This window comes from Variovorax sp. 10N420 (genome assembly GCF_056394705.1).
This window is the reverse complement of record NZ_JBFTIJ010000009.1, coordinates 104,683-119,793: the sequence shown is the minus strand read 5'-3', so window position 1 is coordinate 119,793 and position 15,111 is coordinate 104,683. Positions and strand designations below refer to the sequence as shown.

9 protein-coding genes are annotated in these 15,111 nt (G+C 65.3%); 5 read left to right on the top strand and 4 right to left on the bottom strand.

What is annotated here, in order from left to right; all coding sequences use genetic code 11:
* Positions 1–76: 76 nt before the first annotated feature.
* Entirely contained in the window at positions 77–1,456 is a 1,380-nt protein-coding gene (purB, locus tag AC1DEK_RS22300) for an adenylosuccinate lyase (RefSeq protein ID WP_478127474.1), read from the bottom strand.
* A gap of 158 nt (positions 1,457–1,614) precedes the next feature.
* On the opposite strand from purB, the gene AC1DEK_RS22295 reads away from it, so the two are divergent.
* Positions 1,615–2,226: a glutathione S-transferase N-terminal domain-containing protein gene (locus AC1DEK_RS22295; RefSeq protein WP_478127473.1), complete on the top strand. Its 612-nt coding sequence runs from the start codon at positions 1,615–1,617 to the stop codon at positions 2,224–2,226.
* A gap of 257 nt (positions 2,227–2,483) precedes the next feature.
* Here AC1DEK_RS22295 and AC1DEK_RS22290 read toward each other — a convergent pair whose 3' ends face one another.
* Positions 2,484–3,095 (bottom strand): glutathione peroxidase, encoded by a 612-nt coding sequence (locus AC1DEK_RS22290; RefSeq protein WP_478127636.1) that lies wholly within the window; start codon positions 3,093–3,095, stop codon positions 2,484–2,486.
* A 115-nt stretch (positions 3,096–3,210) separates the two neighbouring features.
* Here AC1DEK_RS22290 and AC1DEK_RS22285 point away from each other — a divergent pair, with 115 nt between their 5' ends.
* Positions 3,211–4,068, top strand: coding sequence for a ferritin family protein (locus AC1DEK_RS22285; protein WP_478127472.1), 858 nt, complete (start codon positions 3,211–3,213; stop codon positions 4,066–4,068).
* Positions 4,069–4,184: 116 nt separating this feature from the next.
* On the opposite strand, the gene AC1DEK_RS22280 is transcribed toward AC1DEK_RS22285, so the two are convergent.
* Positions 4,185–5,249: a septal ring lytic transglycosylase RlpA family protein gene (locus AC1DEK_RS22280; RefSeq protein ID WP_478127471.1), complete on the bottom strand. Its 1,065-nt coding sequence runs from the start codon at positions 5,247–5,249 to the stop codon at positions 4,185–4,187.
* 31 nt (positions 5,250–5,280) lie between these two features.
* The gene (gene glnE / locus AC1DEK_RS22275) at positions 5,281–8,064 is read right to left on the bottom strand and encodes a bifunctional [glutamate--ammonia ligase]-adenylyl-L-tyrosine phosphorylase/[glutamate--ammonia-ligase] adenylyltransferase (protein WP_478127470.1); all 2,784 of its coding nucleotides are present in this window, start codon (positions 8,062–8,064) and stop codon (positions 5,281–5,283) included.
* A gap of 25 nt (positions 8,065–8,089) precedes the next feature.
* Between glnE and AC1DEK_RS22270 the strand changes: the two genes are divergently transcribed.
* The 3 genes from AC1DEK_RS22270 to AC1DEK_RS22260 are packed head-to-tail and all read left to right on the top strand — an operon-like array spanning position 8,090 to position 15,107.
* Entirely contained in the window at positions 8,090–12,187 is a 4,098-nt protein-coding gene (locus tag AC1DEK_RS22270; protein ID WP_478127469.1) for a YhdP family protein, read from the top strand.
* Positions 12,188–12,213: 26 nt separating this feature from the next.
* Positions 12,214–13,029: a carbon-nitrogen hydrolase family protein gene (locus AC1DEK_RS22265; protein WP_478127468.1), complete on the top strand. Its 816-nt coding sequence runs from the start codon at positions 12,214–12,216 to the stop codon at positions 13,027–13,029.
* Positions 13,017–15,107 carry a two-component system sensor histidine kinase NtrB gene (locus AC1DEK_RS22260; RefSeq protein ID WP_478127467.1) on the top strand — a complete coding sequence of 697 codons (2,091 nt, stop codon included), beginning with the start codon at positions 13,017–13,019 and terminating at the stop codon, positions 15,105–15,107. The genes AC1DEK_RS22265 and AC1DEK_RS22260 overlap by 13 nt, the downstream gene beginning before the upstream one ends.
* The last annotated feature ends 4 nt before the right edge of the window (positions 15,108–15,111 follow it).

The following is a 15,111-nucleotide window of genomic DNA, read 5'->3' as shown; positions in this document are numbered from 1 at the left end:
CCCCGCCGGGCCGCCCCAAGGGGAATCAGCCCCCTCGGGGGGCAGCGAGGACACGAAGTGCCGAGAGTGGGGGCCATCATGCCCGCCGGGCCAATTCGGCAGCCTTGCCGATGTAGCTGGCCGGCGTCATGGCCAGCAGCCGATCTTTTTCGGCGTCAGGGATCGCAAGCGAGCGGATCAGCCCATGCAGCGCCTCGGCCGTGACCGTCTTGCCGCGAGTCACTTCCTTCAACTGCTCGTACGCACCCTGCACGCCGAAGCGCCGCATCACCGTCTGGATGGGTTCTGCGAGCACTTCCCATGAAGCGTCCAGATCCGCTGCCAACGCTTCTTCGTTGAGTTCGAGCTTGCCCAAGCCGGCCGCCAAGCTCGCATAAGCGAGCGTGGCATAGCCGAGCGCGACGCCGATGTTGCGCAGCACGGTGCTGTCGGTCAGGTCGCGCTGCCAGCGGCTGATGGGCAGCTTTTCGCTCAGGTGGCGAAGAACCGCATTCGCAAGGCCGAGATTTCCTTCAGCATTCTCGAAGTCGATCGGGTTGACCTTGTGCGGCATCGTCGAGGAGCCGATTTCACCTTTCTTCAGCCGCTGCTTGAAGTACCCCAGGCTCACGTAACCCCAGATGTCGCGCGAGAAGTCGATGAGGATCGTGTTGGCCCGAGCGATCGCGTCGAAGAGTTCGGCCATGTAGTCATGTGGCTCGATCTGGATGCTGTATGGCTGAAAAGTCAGACCCAGACCCAGCGGCGCGGGCGTCTCGACCACTTTTCGGCTGAAGGCCTCCCAGTCGAAATCTGGCCACGCCGCCAGATGCGCGTTGTAGTTGCCGACCGCTCCGTTCATCTTGCCGAGCAACTGCACGCCCGCGATCTGCTCGCGCGCCTTCGACAGGCGCACGGCGACGTTGGCGATTTCCTTGCCCACGGTGGTCGGGCTGGCGGTCTGTCCGTGCGTGCGCGAAAGCATCGCTACGTCAGCGAACTTCGTCGCCATCTCGCGCAAGGTCGAGATCAGGCCGTCGATGGCGGGCAGCATCACCTTCTCGCGGGCCGCCTGGATCTGCAGCGCATGGCTCGTGTTGTTGATGTCTTCGCTGGTGCAGGCGAAGTGCACGAACTCCGAAGCGGCAAGCAGCTCGGGCCGCGCCTCGAACTTCGACTTGATCCAGTACTCGACGGCCTTCACGTCATGGTTGGTGGTCTTCTCGATCTGCTTGATCGCTATCGCGTCGGCCTCCGAGAAGTTGGAGACCAGCCCGAGCAAATACTTGCGGGCGCCTCCGGTGAGTGGCTTGAATTCAGCGAAGCCGCAGTCCGAAAGGGCGATGAACCACGCCACTTCGACCTGCACCCGCCGGTGCATGTAGCCCTGTTCGCTCATCAGCGGGCGCAGTGCCGCGAGCTTTGGCGCGTAGCGGCCATCAAGGGGGGAAAGCGCGGAAACGGTGGAGAAACTCATCGGCGAATTTTAGGTCTCGCCCGGCTCGAAGCAATTGCGGCTCCGGCTCGCCGCCGCACGCCAAGAACGGGTCGGGAGGGCAACGTCGATTCCGCAGTGGTCCCGTTCCCATAGAATCAAAGCGCTACAACGATGACCCTGATGGGGGGAAAGCCCGAATGAAACTGATCGGATCCGCTGCCAGTCCTTACGTGCGCAAAGTGCGAGTGGTCATGGCCGAGAAGCGGCTCGACTACCAGTTCGTGATCGAAGACGTCTGGTCTGCCGATACCACCATTTCCAGTGCCAATCCACTCGGCAAGGTGCCCTGCCTGATCATGGACGGCAGCGAAGCCATGTTCGATTCGCGCGTGATCGTCGAGTATCTCGACACGCTCTCGCCGGTCGGCAAGCTGATTCCACAGCAAAGCCGCGAGCGAGCGGAAGTCAAGACCTGGGAAGCGCTGGCTGATGGCGTCATGGACGCGGGCGTGCTGTGGCGGCTCGAAGCAACGTGGGCACATCGTGCCGACGGCGAACGCAGCCAGGCCTGGATGGACCGCCAGCGCGCGAAGGTCCTCAACGGGATCGCGGCCATGGCCAAGGGGCTCGCCGACAAGCCATTCTGCAGCGGGATCCACCTGAGTCTTTCGGACATCGCTGTGGGCTGTGCCCTCGGCTGGATCGCCTATCGCTTTCCCGATATTGACTGGCGCGGCGATCACCCGAATCTTGCCAAGCTCTACGACAAGTTGATGTTGCGGCCCAGCTTCGCCGACACCTGCCCTTGAGCCGGCCCAGACAAAAAAATGCCCCGCAATGCGGGGCATTTTTTTGGTGGAGATAAAAACGTTGCGAGGCGCCCCGAGACGAAGGAGGGAGGGAGGGAGGAGGAGAAGAATCGCCTCGGGATTTCAACCAAGCGACACGCACCTGGAAGACCTCGCAACATGAAACCGATCGGGTGATCCACACCCGAAACCGTTATGAGCGTGGCCCCGGCGACCGGTTCCCGCGCGAGAGGTAAGCGTTTGTGACGGTAAATCGATCAGTGGGTCGATCGATCGGGACCGAGTTGCTTTTCGACATCGCGGATAAAGGATCGATCCTCAGGCGTCGTGAGGCTTGAGTAAGACTCGACCACCGTTCCGTCTCGCGCGATCAGGTATTTGTAGAAATTCCATTTCGGCGTTGTTCCCGAAGCGCGCGCCAACTCCTTGAACAATGGGTTGGCGTCTGTTCCGCGGACAGAGCTTTTCGCAAACATCGGAAATTTGACACCAAAGGTGCTTTCGCAGAAGTCGGCGATTTCCTTGTTCGAACCTGCCTCTTGCGCGAAATCGTTGGACGGGAAACCAAGCACGACCAAGCCCCGAGCGCGGTATTTGCTGTGCAGGGATTCGAGACCTTTGTACTGGGGTGTAAATCCACAGAAGCTCGCGGTATTTACGACCAGCAGCACCTTGCCCGTGTACTGGCACAGATTCTGGGGTTTCTCATCTTGAAGCCGCGCAAAGGTGTGCTGCAGGATGGCTGGGCAGGCGGATGCCGCGGTCGAGGCGGCTTTGGCGTCGTCAGCCTTGGCGCTGCGGGGGAGAAAGCTGGCCACGGCGGCAATGGCCAAAAGAATCGTCAACGGCAGCCGGACGTGAATTCGCATGGCGGATTTCCTCAGTTTTGCGCATGGGAAGCGTACGCGTATTTGTATGTTCTTGCGCGTGTCATGGACGCGCCAAGACCGCCGTCTAAAATCCAGCGGCTTCAGAAAGACACCAATGCTGTACCCGGAACTCTTCAGACAACTCGAATCCGTCCGCTGGGACATGGACAAGGATATTCCGTGGCAGTCATTCGACGGGACCCTGCTGTCCGAAGAGCAGGCCCAGACCATCAAGATGAATGCCATCACGGAATGGGCCGCATTGCCGGCCACCGAGATGTTCCTGCGCGACAACCGGCATGACAGCGACTTCTCGGCCTTCATGTCGATCTGGTTCTTCGAAGAGCAAAAGCATTCACTGGTGCTGATGGAATATCTCAAGCGCTTCAGCCCCCAGCACGCGCCGACCGAACAGGAACTGCACGATGTGCGCTTCGATTTCGATCCCGCGCCGCCGCTCGAAACCCTCATGCTGCATTTCTGCGGCGAAATCCGCCTCAACCACTGGTATCGCCGCGCGGCGGAGTGGCACACCGAGCCCGTCATCAAGCACATCTACACCACGCTCAGCCAGGACGAGGCGCGCCATGGCGGCGCCTATCTCCGCTACATGAAGCGTGCGCTCGAAAAGTTCGGCGACGAGGCGCGTTCGGCATTCACCAAGGTGGGCGTGCTCATGGCTAGCGCCCGCCGGACCGCGCAGGCGCTGCACCCGACCAACCTGCACGTCAACAAGGCGCTTTTCCCCAACGACACGATCCAGAGCCGTGTGCCGGACCCCGACTGGCTCGAGCACTGGCTCGACAAGCAGATCAAGTTCGACACGGTCTGGGAAAACAAGGTCGGCGACCGCATCCTTCACAACTTGAGCTTGCTGATGAACAGGAGCTTCAAGACCGTGCAGGAACTGAATCGCTATCGCAAAGAGCTGGCGGCTTCGCTCGGGCCGAAGCCCGAGTACCAGGGAGCCTAGCCAAGCTCGCCCCCAGGCTGCGCGCACTTCGTGTCGCTTCGCCAACCCCCTGCCGGGGGCGGCCGGCCGCTTCGGGCGGCCGGGCGCGGCGGCCCTCCTCTGAAGACGCATCGCCGTCAGTGGCGCTCTACGATCACGGGGGTTAGTTGGAGGCCGTTGCGGACTTGCTCTGCGGTGTCGCGGGCTGATTCGCGTGAGGCGTAGGGGCCGGCTTGCAGGCGGTGGGTGCCGCGTTCGCTGAAGACGTTGAGGGATGGCGCGAGGCTGGGCAGATCGCGTGCGACCTGTTGCTGAAAGCGCGTGGCACCATCTCGCTGGCTGAATGCGCCGAGTTGTACCCAGAAGCCTTGCACACCTTGCACTCTTTGCGTTGGCGCCGAAGCTGCGCCTTCGGACGGCAGCATGGGCGAAGCGATCGGGGGCGATGCGGCAGCGGTTGAAAGCGGAGCCATCGGTGCCAGAGGCGAGACTTCCATTGCCTCGAAGCGCGGCGTGGCCGCGACTGGCGCCGTCAATGCTGCTGGCACGGCGACGCTGTCCGCCGCCGGGGCAAGTTCGGCAGGTGTGGGCGGCGGCGTACGGCTTGCCAACTGCGTGGCATCGGCATTGCCGCGACGCCAAGCACCTGTGCGGATGTCGTCGTTGGTGATGCGTTCGATCTCGACAGGCGCAACGCCGCGCAGCAAGTCCAGCTTGAGCGCGGCGGTATAGCTCAGATCGATGACGCGGTCGTCGTGAAAAGGCCCACGGTCGTTGACTCGCACGATCACTTCGCGACCGTTTGCCGGATTGCGAACGCGCACATAGCTCGGCAACGGCAGTGTCTTGTGGGCCGCGGTCATCGCGTACATGTCGTAGGGCTCGCCGCTGGCGGTCGATTGGCTGTGGAATTTGCGGCCATACCAGGACGCCAAGCCGCTCTCGCGGAATGGGCGGTCATCGACGATGGGAACATACGAGCGGCCCAGCACGACATAGGGCTTGCTGGTTCCACCGCTGCTGCGGATGGGTTCGACGCGGGGTTCCGCATCGGGGACCTGGCTCAGGTTCGGGGGCGGGCTGGCATCGGCGCCGTCGCGCCCGAAGCCGCCACTCTTGGGGCCGCTCGCGCAACCGGCGAGCAACAGAAGGACCAGCGAAATGACGCGCGTTGCTCCCTGAGAGCGGATGGGCGGCCACACGAGGTGGGCACGCCTGGGGGCGAGCGTCGTCCTATCCAAAGACCGCCTTCCAAAGTGCCAACATGGCCTCACGCTCGTGGACGAGAGAGCTCATCGGCACCTGCGTCGGTTCTTCGTTGAGCCGCGCCCGGTGCTGCACACGACGCAGTTCACGGTATGCCGCCGCGGCGTTCTGGCCGATGCCTTGGGGCAGCAAACCGGCGTTTTCCGCGCGCACGAGCAGGGCGATGTTGCCGACGTTGGGGACCAGTTCAGGGTGGGCTTTGGCTGCGGAGAGGATGAGAAATTGCACCGCGAATTCGGCGTCGACCATGCCGCCCGCACTGTGCTTAACGTCGAAGTGATCGGGCTTCACCGGCCGCGCTGCTCGCACCTTCTCGCGCATGGCAACGATCTCGGCCTTGAGGGCATCGTGATCGCGCGGCGCGGTGATCACGGCTTCACGGACGCGGTCGAACCGCTCCCCCAGCGACGCATCGCCGAGTACGAAGCGCGCACGCGTCATGGCCTGGTGTTCCCAGGTCCAGGCCGTGTTGCTGCCGCGGCCAAGCTGATACTTCTCGTAGGCCTCGAAGCTGGTGGTGAGCAAACCCGAATTGCCGTTCGGCCGCAGCGCCGTGTCAATCTCGAACAGATCGCCTTCGCGCGTCTTCACCGTCAGCCAGTTGATGAGCTTGCGAACATAAGCCGCATACACCTCGCCCGCGCGCTCGTCGTCGTCGTCATAGACAAAGACGATGTCCAGGTCGCTCCCGTAGCCGAGTTCCTTGCCGCCGAGTTTTCCGTATCCGATGATCGCGAACTGTGGCTGTTCGCGGTGCGGATTGCGCACGTGCGGCCAGCACCAGCGCGCCGTGGCGCGCAGCACCGCGTCGGCCAGGGCGCTGAGATCATCGGCCACCTGCTCGACGGTGATGCGCCCGTCGACGTCACGAGCGAGCGTGCGAAACAGCTCCGCGTGGTGGGCGTGGCGCAAGAGATTGAGCAAGCGCTCCTCGTCGGCTTCGCCGGTTCGGGTGAGCGACTGGTGCCGCGCTTCGAGTTCGCGCTCGAACTCCGTCGCGACAAAGCGGCCCGAGAGCATCTCGTCGCTCGCGAGCTCGTCGATCACACCCGGGTGCTGCATCAAATAGCGCGCCGGCCACTTGGCGGAGCCGAGCAGTCGCAGCAAGCGCTCCTGCACGGCGGGCCGCTCGACAAGCAAGGCGATGTAGTTCTCGCGCCGCAGGAGTGGTTCGATCCAGTCCGCCCAGCGCAGCGCCGCGTCGATGTGATGGCCGATCTTGCCGGGCGCCTCGCTGTCGGGTTCGCGCAGCCATTGCCCCGTGCGGTGCACGAGCTGGCGCAGGCGGGCACGCGTTTCGTCGCGCAAGGCCCGGATGCGGGGGTTCTCGCGCCATGCTTCGATGCGTTCGGCGAAAGGTGCGGGAAGGCCGTCGATCAGGTCGGCCAGGTCCGTCGGCGCCGCGCTCGCGCCGCCGTTGCATCGCTTGCAGGGCGCCTTGCCGCCGAGCAGCTTGTCGAATTCCTGGGCGACGAACTCACGGTGTGTATCGAGTTGGGCGAGGAAGCTGCAGCAATCGGCAAAGCCGAGCGTCTGTGCGATCCATCGGACGTCGTCGTCGCTGACCGGCAGCACGTGTGTTTGCTGGTCATCCAGGTACTGGATTCGATGCTCGACGCGCCGCAGGAACACGTATGCCGCGGCCAACTCGTCGGCGGCTTCCTGCGGCATCAGGTTGGCGCGCGCCAGTCGCTGCAGCGCATCGAGCGTCGGGCGGGTGCGAAGCTCCGGGAATTGCCCGCCGCGCACCACCTGAAGCAACTGGACCGTGAATTCGATCTCGCGGATGCCGCCACGCGACAGCTTCACGTCGTTCGCGCGCTCCGGCCTTCCAGCGCTGCGGCGCGATGCCTGTTCGCGAATCTGCCGGTGCAGCGTACGCAACGAGTCGAACACGCTGTAGTCGAGATAGCGGCGGAAGACAAAGGGCAGAACCACGCCCCGAAGCGCTTGGGCCGAGCCGCTGGTCACCACCGATCGCGGCGCGACCACGCGGCTCTTGAGCCAGGCAAAACGCTCCCACTCGCGCCCTTGCACCTGGAAATACTCTTCGAGCGCGTCGAGCGAAACCACGCTCGGGCCTGAATTGCCGTTCGGTCGCAGCGCCAGGTCGACGCGGAACACGAACCCGTGCTCAGTGGTGTCGCCCACCAGTGCATAAATGCGCTTCACCGCCCGCGCGAAGTATTCCTGGTTGGACAGCTTGCCCCGGCCGTCGATGTCGCCGAGCGTGTCGCCATCCTGGTCGTACAGGTAGATGAGGTCGATGTCGCTCGACACGTTGAGTTCGCGCGCACCGAGCTTGCCCATTCCGACGATCCAGATCTGCGCGCGCTGGCCGTCGGCTCCGATGGGCGCGCCATGGGCCGCGTCGAGTTCAGTGCAGGCCTCATGGCAGGCGACGTCGAGTGCAAATTCAGCGAGTTCGGTGACCGCGGTCGTCACGACGGCGAGCGGCGCCTGCTGGTCGCAATCGAGGGTAATCAGCCGTTCCATCACGAGCTGGCGCACGATGCGCAGCGCGTCGGCGGCATTGTCCCCGCGGCGGCGAAGGGATTCATATGCCTGGGCCATGTGCGCGAGAACCGGCGCACCGGGCGGCAGCAGCGACAGTTCGCCGGCATAGCGGCGCCTCAGGCGTTGAACGAAGCGCGAGTAGCCCGCCAACGGCGTTGTGGGCGCGGATGCCTGTGGCGCGCCATGCGGCGCGGAGCCGGGGCCGTTGGAACCGGGTTGGGAGCTGGCAGTCATAATTCTCGACACAGCGCGATCCTCAATGAACGACACGACGTCTTCCCCTTCACGTCTGCTCAAGATCACCGCTGTAACGGCGCGCTGGTTGCTGGCATTGCTTTTCGGTGCATGGCTCCTGCTCGTGCTGTCCGTCGTTGTCCTACACGTCTGGATTGTGCCGCGAATCGGCGACTACCGTGGTGCCCTCGAAGCCCAAGCCAGCCGGGCCATCGGTGTACCTGTACGCATCGGTTCGGTTGCTGCTGAGTCCGGCGGATTGTTCCCCACGATCGAGTTGCGCGACGTCGTGCTCCAGGATTCGAACGAGCAGGAGGCGCTGCGCCTGATGCGCGTGGTGGCGAGCGTTTCGCCGCGATCGCTCTGGAATCTCAGTTTCGAGCAGCTCTACATCGAAGAGCCGCAGGTCGACGTGCGGCGCGACGCCGCCGGCAAGCTCCACATCGCGGGCATCGACATGTCGGCCGAGACCAGCGGCGAGCGCGACGGCGCCGACTGGTTCTTTGCGCAGCGCGAGCTCGTCGTGCGGGGCGGCACGGTCGTCTGGATCGACGAAGGCCGCAGGATGGAGCCGCTGCGGCTGACCGATGTTCAGTTCGTTGCGCGCAACGGCGGGCGGCGTCACGCCATGCGCCTGGACGCGACACCGCCGGCAGGTTGGGGCGAGCGGTTCACCCTCGTCGGCGATTTCCGCCAACCCCTTTTGTCGGTGCACAGGGGCAACTGGAAGACCTGGGACGGCAAGATCTTCGCGAATCTCCCGTATGTCGATGTCACGCGCCTCGGCGGCTACGTGGACCTGGACGCTCGTATTCGCGAAGGCAGTGGAGGAATGCGGCTCTGGGCGGACATCACGGACGGCAAGCTCACGGGGGCCGTCGCCGATCTGGCGCTGCAAAGGGTCGACGTCTCGCTGGCCAAGGGCCTTCAGCCGCTGGTTCTTCGTGACGTGACGGGGCGTCTCGCGGGCCGTCTCGACAATGAAACCTTCGAATTCTCGACCACCAATCTGCAGTTCGATACGGCCGGTGGAAAGCGTTGGCCTGGCGGCAACATCTGGCTGCAGCACACACCCGCCAAAGACCGCGCGGCGGAGCGCGGCGCCTTCCGTGCCGATCGGCTGGACCTCGCCGCGCTGGCGCTCATCGCGGACCGCTTGCCGTTCGGCGAAGCCACGCGCAAGCTCGTCGGTGAATTCGGTTTGAGCGGCCTGGTCGAGCGCGTCGATGCGAACTGGCAGGGTCAGGCGTCCAAGCCCGACAAATACCAGGTGCGCGGCCGCCTGAGCGCCTTCGGCATCGCGTCACAGCCCGGCGCGCCGGTCGAGGCGGTGGCAACAGCCACGGCCGAACCGCCGCCGGTGCCGGTGGGCACGCCCGGCGTGCGCGGCGCCACGGTGGAGTTCGACGCCAACCAGACGGGCGGCAGCGCCACGGCGTCCATTGCAAAAGGCGCGCTCGATTTCCCCGGTGTTTTCGAGGAACCAGTGATCCCCATCGACCGGATGTCGATGCAGGCGCAGTGGAAGGTCGACGGAGAGGCCGTCCAGTTACAGGTTTCGAACCTGCGCTTTGCCAATGTCGACGCCGAAGGCGAGGCGCAGGCCAGTTGGCGAACCAGCGATCCGGCGGTGTCCGGGGGCGGCGCGCGCTATCCAGGCATTCTCGATTTGCAAGGAAAGCTCACGCGAGCCGATGGAACGCGGGTCTATCGCTACCTGCCGCTGCATATACCCAAGGGCACCCGCGACTACGTGCGAGACGCAGTGACAAAGGGAACGGCCAGTTCTGTCGATTTCAAGGTGCGGGGCGATCTGTACGACATGCCGTTCATGGACCCGAAGCAAGGCGACTTCCGCATCGCCGCGCGGGTGGCCGACGTCACCTATGCCTACGTTCCCTCCATGCCGAACGCGTCCAAGTCGTGGCCCCCGCTGACGGGGCTTTCCGGCGAGCTCGTCTTCGAACGGGCCGGCATGCTGGTGCGCAACGCACGCGGGCGTATCGTCGGCGCGCCCGGCGTGGAACTGACGAAGGCCGAGGCGCAGATCGCCGACATGTCGCACCATGCCGCGCTGCTGAAGGTCGATGCGCAGGCCAAGGGCGCCCTTGCCGAAGTGCTGCGCGTCGGCGCACCGCTGGCAGGCGACGCCGAGAAGACGCTGGCCGACATGCGCGCAACCGGCAACGCCGACTACAGGCTGCGCCTCGAGCTGCCGCTTTCAGCCATGGACAAGTCGAAGGTGCAGGCAGGTATCGTGCTCGCCGACAACGACCTGCAACTCGCTCCTTCCGCGCCTGCGTTGACGCAGGTGCGCGGCACGGTCAACATCACCGAGACCGGCTTTTCGCTGGCGGCGATTCAGGCGCGCGCGTTGGGTGGCGCAGTGCGCATCGAGGGCAGCGGGCGCTTCGGCAATGCGGTCCAGGACCTGAACCTTCGGGTGCAAGGCAATGCCACCGCAGAGGGGCTGCGCGCCGCGCGCGAAGTCGACTGGCTGACGCGCCTTGCCAGGAGCGCAAGCGGCGGTACAGCCTATGCGGCCACCTTCTCCGTGCGTGACGGCGTTCCAGAATTTCTGCTCACCAGCAGTCTTCAAGGATTGGGGCTGCAAATGCCGCCGCCGCTGACCAAGGCGGTCGAAGAGTCGATGCCGTTGCGCATCGAAAAGAAGGTCGTCCTGCGCGGCTCTCGTTCGACGGGCGGCGCCACGCAGCCCATCAACGACCAGATCTCGATCGATCTCGGACGCGCGGTATCGGCGGCCTACGTGCGCGACCTTTCCGGCAGCGAACCGAAGGTGCTGCGAGGCGGAATCGGCGTCGGCCTCTCGGCGGGGGAATCGGCGGCGCCGCCCGATCGCGGCATCTTCGCGAACTTGCGCTTCGATCGCCTCGACATCGCTGCCTGGCAGGCACTCTTTGCAGACGCAACCGGCAGGGCGCCGGAAGCCGCCGGCGCCAATGAAAGCGCGGACGACGCGCTCTCCTATCTGCCCACTCTCATCGCCCTGCGGGCGCGGGAACTCGCCGTCGGTGGCAGGACGTTGCACGACGTTGTGCTTGGCGGAACGCGCGAGGGGTCGCTCTGGCGCGCCAATATCGACGCGGCGGAGCTCAGCGGCTATGCCGAATACCGGCATACGCAGTCTGGTCGCCTGTATGCGCGGCTGGCACGGCTGAAGATCGCACGCAGCGAGGCCACGGCCGTCGAAACGCTGCTCGACGAGCAACCCAGTACGCTGCCTGCCCTCGACATCGTGGTGGACGACTTCGAGCTCTTCGGACACCGGCTCGGGCGTGCGGAGATCGACGCGGTCAATCGTGGCGGCGCCGCGCGTGAATGGCGGCTCAATCGGCTGGCGCTGTCCAATCCGGATGCCACTTTTACCGCGCAGGGCACGTGGGGTGCGCTTCCGGGTGGTGGTGCCTCAGGCGGGCGCGAGCAGCGCCGCACCAGCATGGACTTCAAGCTCGAGATTGCGGATGCCGGCAACCTTCTCACGCGGTTTGGCATGAAGGACGTCGTGCGGCGCGGCCGGGGCCGGCTGGAAGGCGCGGTGCAGTGGACCGGCTCGCCGTTCGCAATCGACTACCCAAGCCTTGGCGGGCAACTGCAGATCAACGTCGAAACGGGACAGTTCCTCAAGGCCGAGCCCGGCATTGCCAAGCTGCTGGGCGTGCTCAGCCTGCAGGCCTTGCCGCGACGGCTGACACTCGACTTCCGCGATGTCTTCAGCGAAGGCTTCGCATTCGACTTTCTGCGCGGCGACGTCAAGTTCGACCAGGGCGTCGCGTCGACGAACAACCTGCAGATGAAGGGCGTGAACGCCGCCGTACTGATGGACGGTTCCGCCGACCTGGCGCGGGAAACGCAGAGCATTCGCGTGGTGGTCGTGCCGGAGATCAATGCCGGGACCGCGGCGCTGGTGGCCACGGCGATCAATCCCGCAATCGGCTTGGGCACCTTCCTCGCGCAGATGGTGCTGAGCAGGCCGCTGATCGCGGCTGCCACGCAGGAGTTCAAGATCGACGCCACCTGGACCGACCCAAAAATCACCAAGGTGCCCCGCCGTCTGCTGCCGGAAGCCCAGAGCGCGCCGGTGGGGCCCGCTCCGCGCTAGACGCAAAACCGAAGGAGACAGTCGCCATGAAAGTCGCTGCAATCCAGATGGTGTCGGCCATCACCCGCGAAGCCAACCTGGCGAGCGCCCGCGCGCTGCTGGCCGAAGCTGCGGAAGGGGGCGCGGAACTCGCCGTCCTGCCGGAATATTTCTGCATGATGGGCGCGCGGGATACGGACAAGCTGGGGCTGCGCGAGGCGACGGGCTCGGGTCCGGTACAGAGCTTTCTCTCGGACGCCGCGCGCGAATTCGGCTTGTGGATCGTCGGCGGCACTCTGCCGCTCGAGACGGGCGATGACACCCACGTCTACAACAGCTCGCTGGTCTATGCACCGGACGGCGCCTGCGTCGCGCGCTACGACAAGATCCATCTCTTTTTCTTCGACAACGGCCGCGAGCGCTACGACGAACGGCGCGTGATCGCGCCCGGCAGTCAGCCTGTGACATTCGATCTGCCCTCGCGGGACGGTCATCTCTGGCGCGTCGGAATGAGCGTGTGCTACGACCTTCGCTTTCCCGAGCTTTATCGGGCGCTGGCCCGCGAGGGTGCCGAACTCCTGCTGGTACCCAGCGCGTTCACTCACACCACGGGGGCTGCGCATTGGGAGGTGCTGCTGCGCGCCCGCGCGATCGAGAACCTCGCTTGGGTGGTTGCGCCCGCACAAGGCGGCAAGCACGAGAACGGACGCCAAACCTGGGGCCAGTCGATGGTGGTCGACCCCTGGGGATCCGTGGTTGCGCAGCAGGCCGCTGAAGAGGCGGTGGTGCTGTTCGACGTCGATGCGCAGCAGGTCGAACGCGCGCGCACGCAACTGCCGGCGCTGTCTCATTGCGTGCTCTGAAGACGGTGTCCTCGCCCACGCTGCCCGTCGCCCGCGTCCTTCGCCCCGCATTCGCGCGGCTGCGCTTCCTGCGCTCGGTATGGAGGCGCTGGTTCCTGTGGGTGCTGCTGGCCATCCTCGTGCTTGCGTTGCTCGTCACTGTCGTGTGGCTGGCCGGGCGGCATGAGGTCGAGCAGGCACAGACGGTGCTGGACCGTGACACGGCCGATGCCGTGGCGGACTTGCGTGGAGGCCTGCAGCGCAACGTGCAGACCTTGCGCGCTTCGCTCGCTGGCGGCGTGAATCGCGAGCAGTGGGATCTTCGCGCCGGCAGTCTCCTGCGCGAGCACCGCGAATGGCTGCGGCTCGAATGGCGAGATGCCGGCTTGCAGACGCAGGCGGCGGTCGACACACCCTACCGCCGGCGCATCTTCGACGAGTCCGATCGCGGCGGGCAGGAGCCTTCGGATGTGGCGCTCGCCTGCGCCACTGCGCGCAAGCTCGGCGGCGCCGCCTATTCGCCAAGCCACTATGTTCCGGTCACTCAGGGCAACGGCCTGGAAGTCATGGAAATGTGCCTGCCAGTCGAGGGCGGCGGCTATCTCATCGCCTCCTATTCGCTGCGGGACATGTTGACTGAACTGGTCGCCCCCACGCTGAGTCGTGGACAGGAGGTCGCTTTCACCGAGGCGGATGGCACGCGGCTGGTGGCGATTGGTGTTCAGCGTCGCGTCGGCACCCGTGTCTTCACGTCGCAGCAGCTCATCGATCTTCCCGGCGCGCCGCTGATGCTGCGGGTCGACGGCTGGCGTGCCGTGCCGGATCTCTTCCCGAACATGCTGACGGCGCTCGTCACGGCGATCTCGATCGCGCTCGTGTCCGTGCTGGTGTTGCTGGCGCGCGATACGCGTCGACGCCAGCGCGCCGAGCACGACCTCGCCGATGCGCTCGCGTTTCGCAAGGCCATGGAGGACTCGGTCATCACCGGCCTGCGGGCGCGCGATCTTCAGGGCCGCATCACCTATGTGAACCCCGCCTTCTGCGAAATGGTGGGCTTCAGCGTGGAGGAACTCACCGCCAGCGGCGGCAACGAGGCGCCCTATTGGCCGACCGAACTCGCCCACGAATACCAAAGCCGCCAGGCGGTGCGGATGGCCGGTGGCGTGCCACCACGCGAAGGCTTCGAATCGGTGTTCATGCGCAAGGACGGTAGCCGCTTTCCGGTGCTGATCTTCGAGGCGCCGCTGATCAACGCGCACGGCTCGCAAACGGGATGGATGAGCGCCTTCATCGACATCAGCGAGCAGCGCCGCATCGAGGAGCTTTCGCGCGCGAGCCAGGAGCGGCTTCAGGCCAGCGCGCGCCTCGCGACGGTGGGTGAGATGGCGTCGCTCCTGAGTCATGAGTTGACGCAGCCGCTGGCGGCCATTGCCAGCTACGCGAGCGGCTCGCTCAATCTGCTGCAGGCGCCCGACGAGAGTTCGCTGCAGAGCCATCGCGACGATGTCGCCATGGCCGTGCGCCGTATCGCCGAACAGGCCGACCGTGCCGGGCGGGTGATTCGCAGCGTCCACGATTTCGTTCGGCGGCGCGATCGTACCCGCGAGACTGTCGCGCCGCATGCCCTGATCGATGCGGTGCTTCCGCTCGTGCGCCTGCAGGCACGCAAGCTGGGCGTGCAGATCGACGTCTTCGTGGAAGACTCACTGCCTTCCGTGTACTGCGACCGCACGCTGGTCGAGCAGGTGCTGCTGAATCTGGCGCGCAATGGCATGCAAGCCATGGACATGCCCGGCTTGAGCAATCGCGTGCTGCGCCTGAGGGTCGCTCGCGCGCGGAACACAGGGCGCAACCGCGAAGCCGCCTCGGGTGCGGACGCACGCCGCTGGCTCGAATTCTCAGTGGCCGACGTCGGCTCAGGCATCAGCGACGAGGTGGCCGCTCGCCTGTTCACGCCTTTCTTCACGACGCGATCCGATGGCATGGGCCTCGGCCTCAGCCTGTGCCGCACGGTCGTCGAGCAGCACGGCGGGGTGCTGATGTTCGAGCCGCAGCGGCCTCGCGGCACCCTATTTCGCTTCACACTGCCGGCGGCCTGAGAGT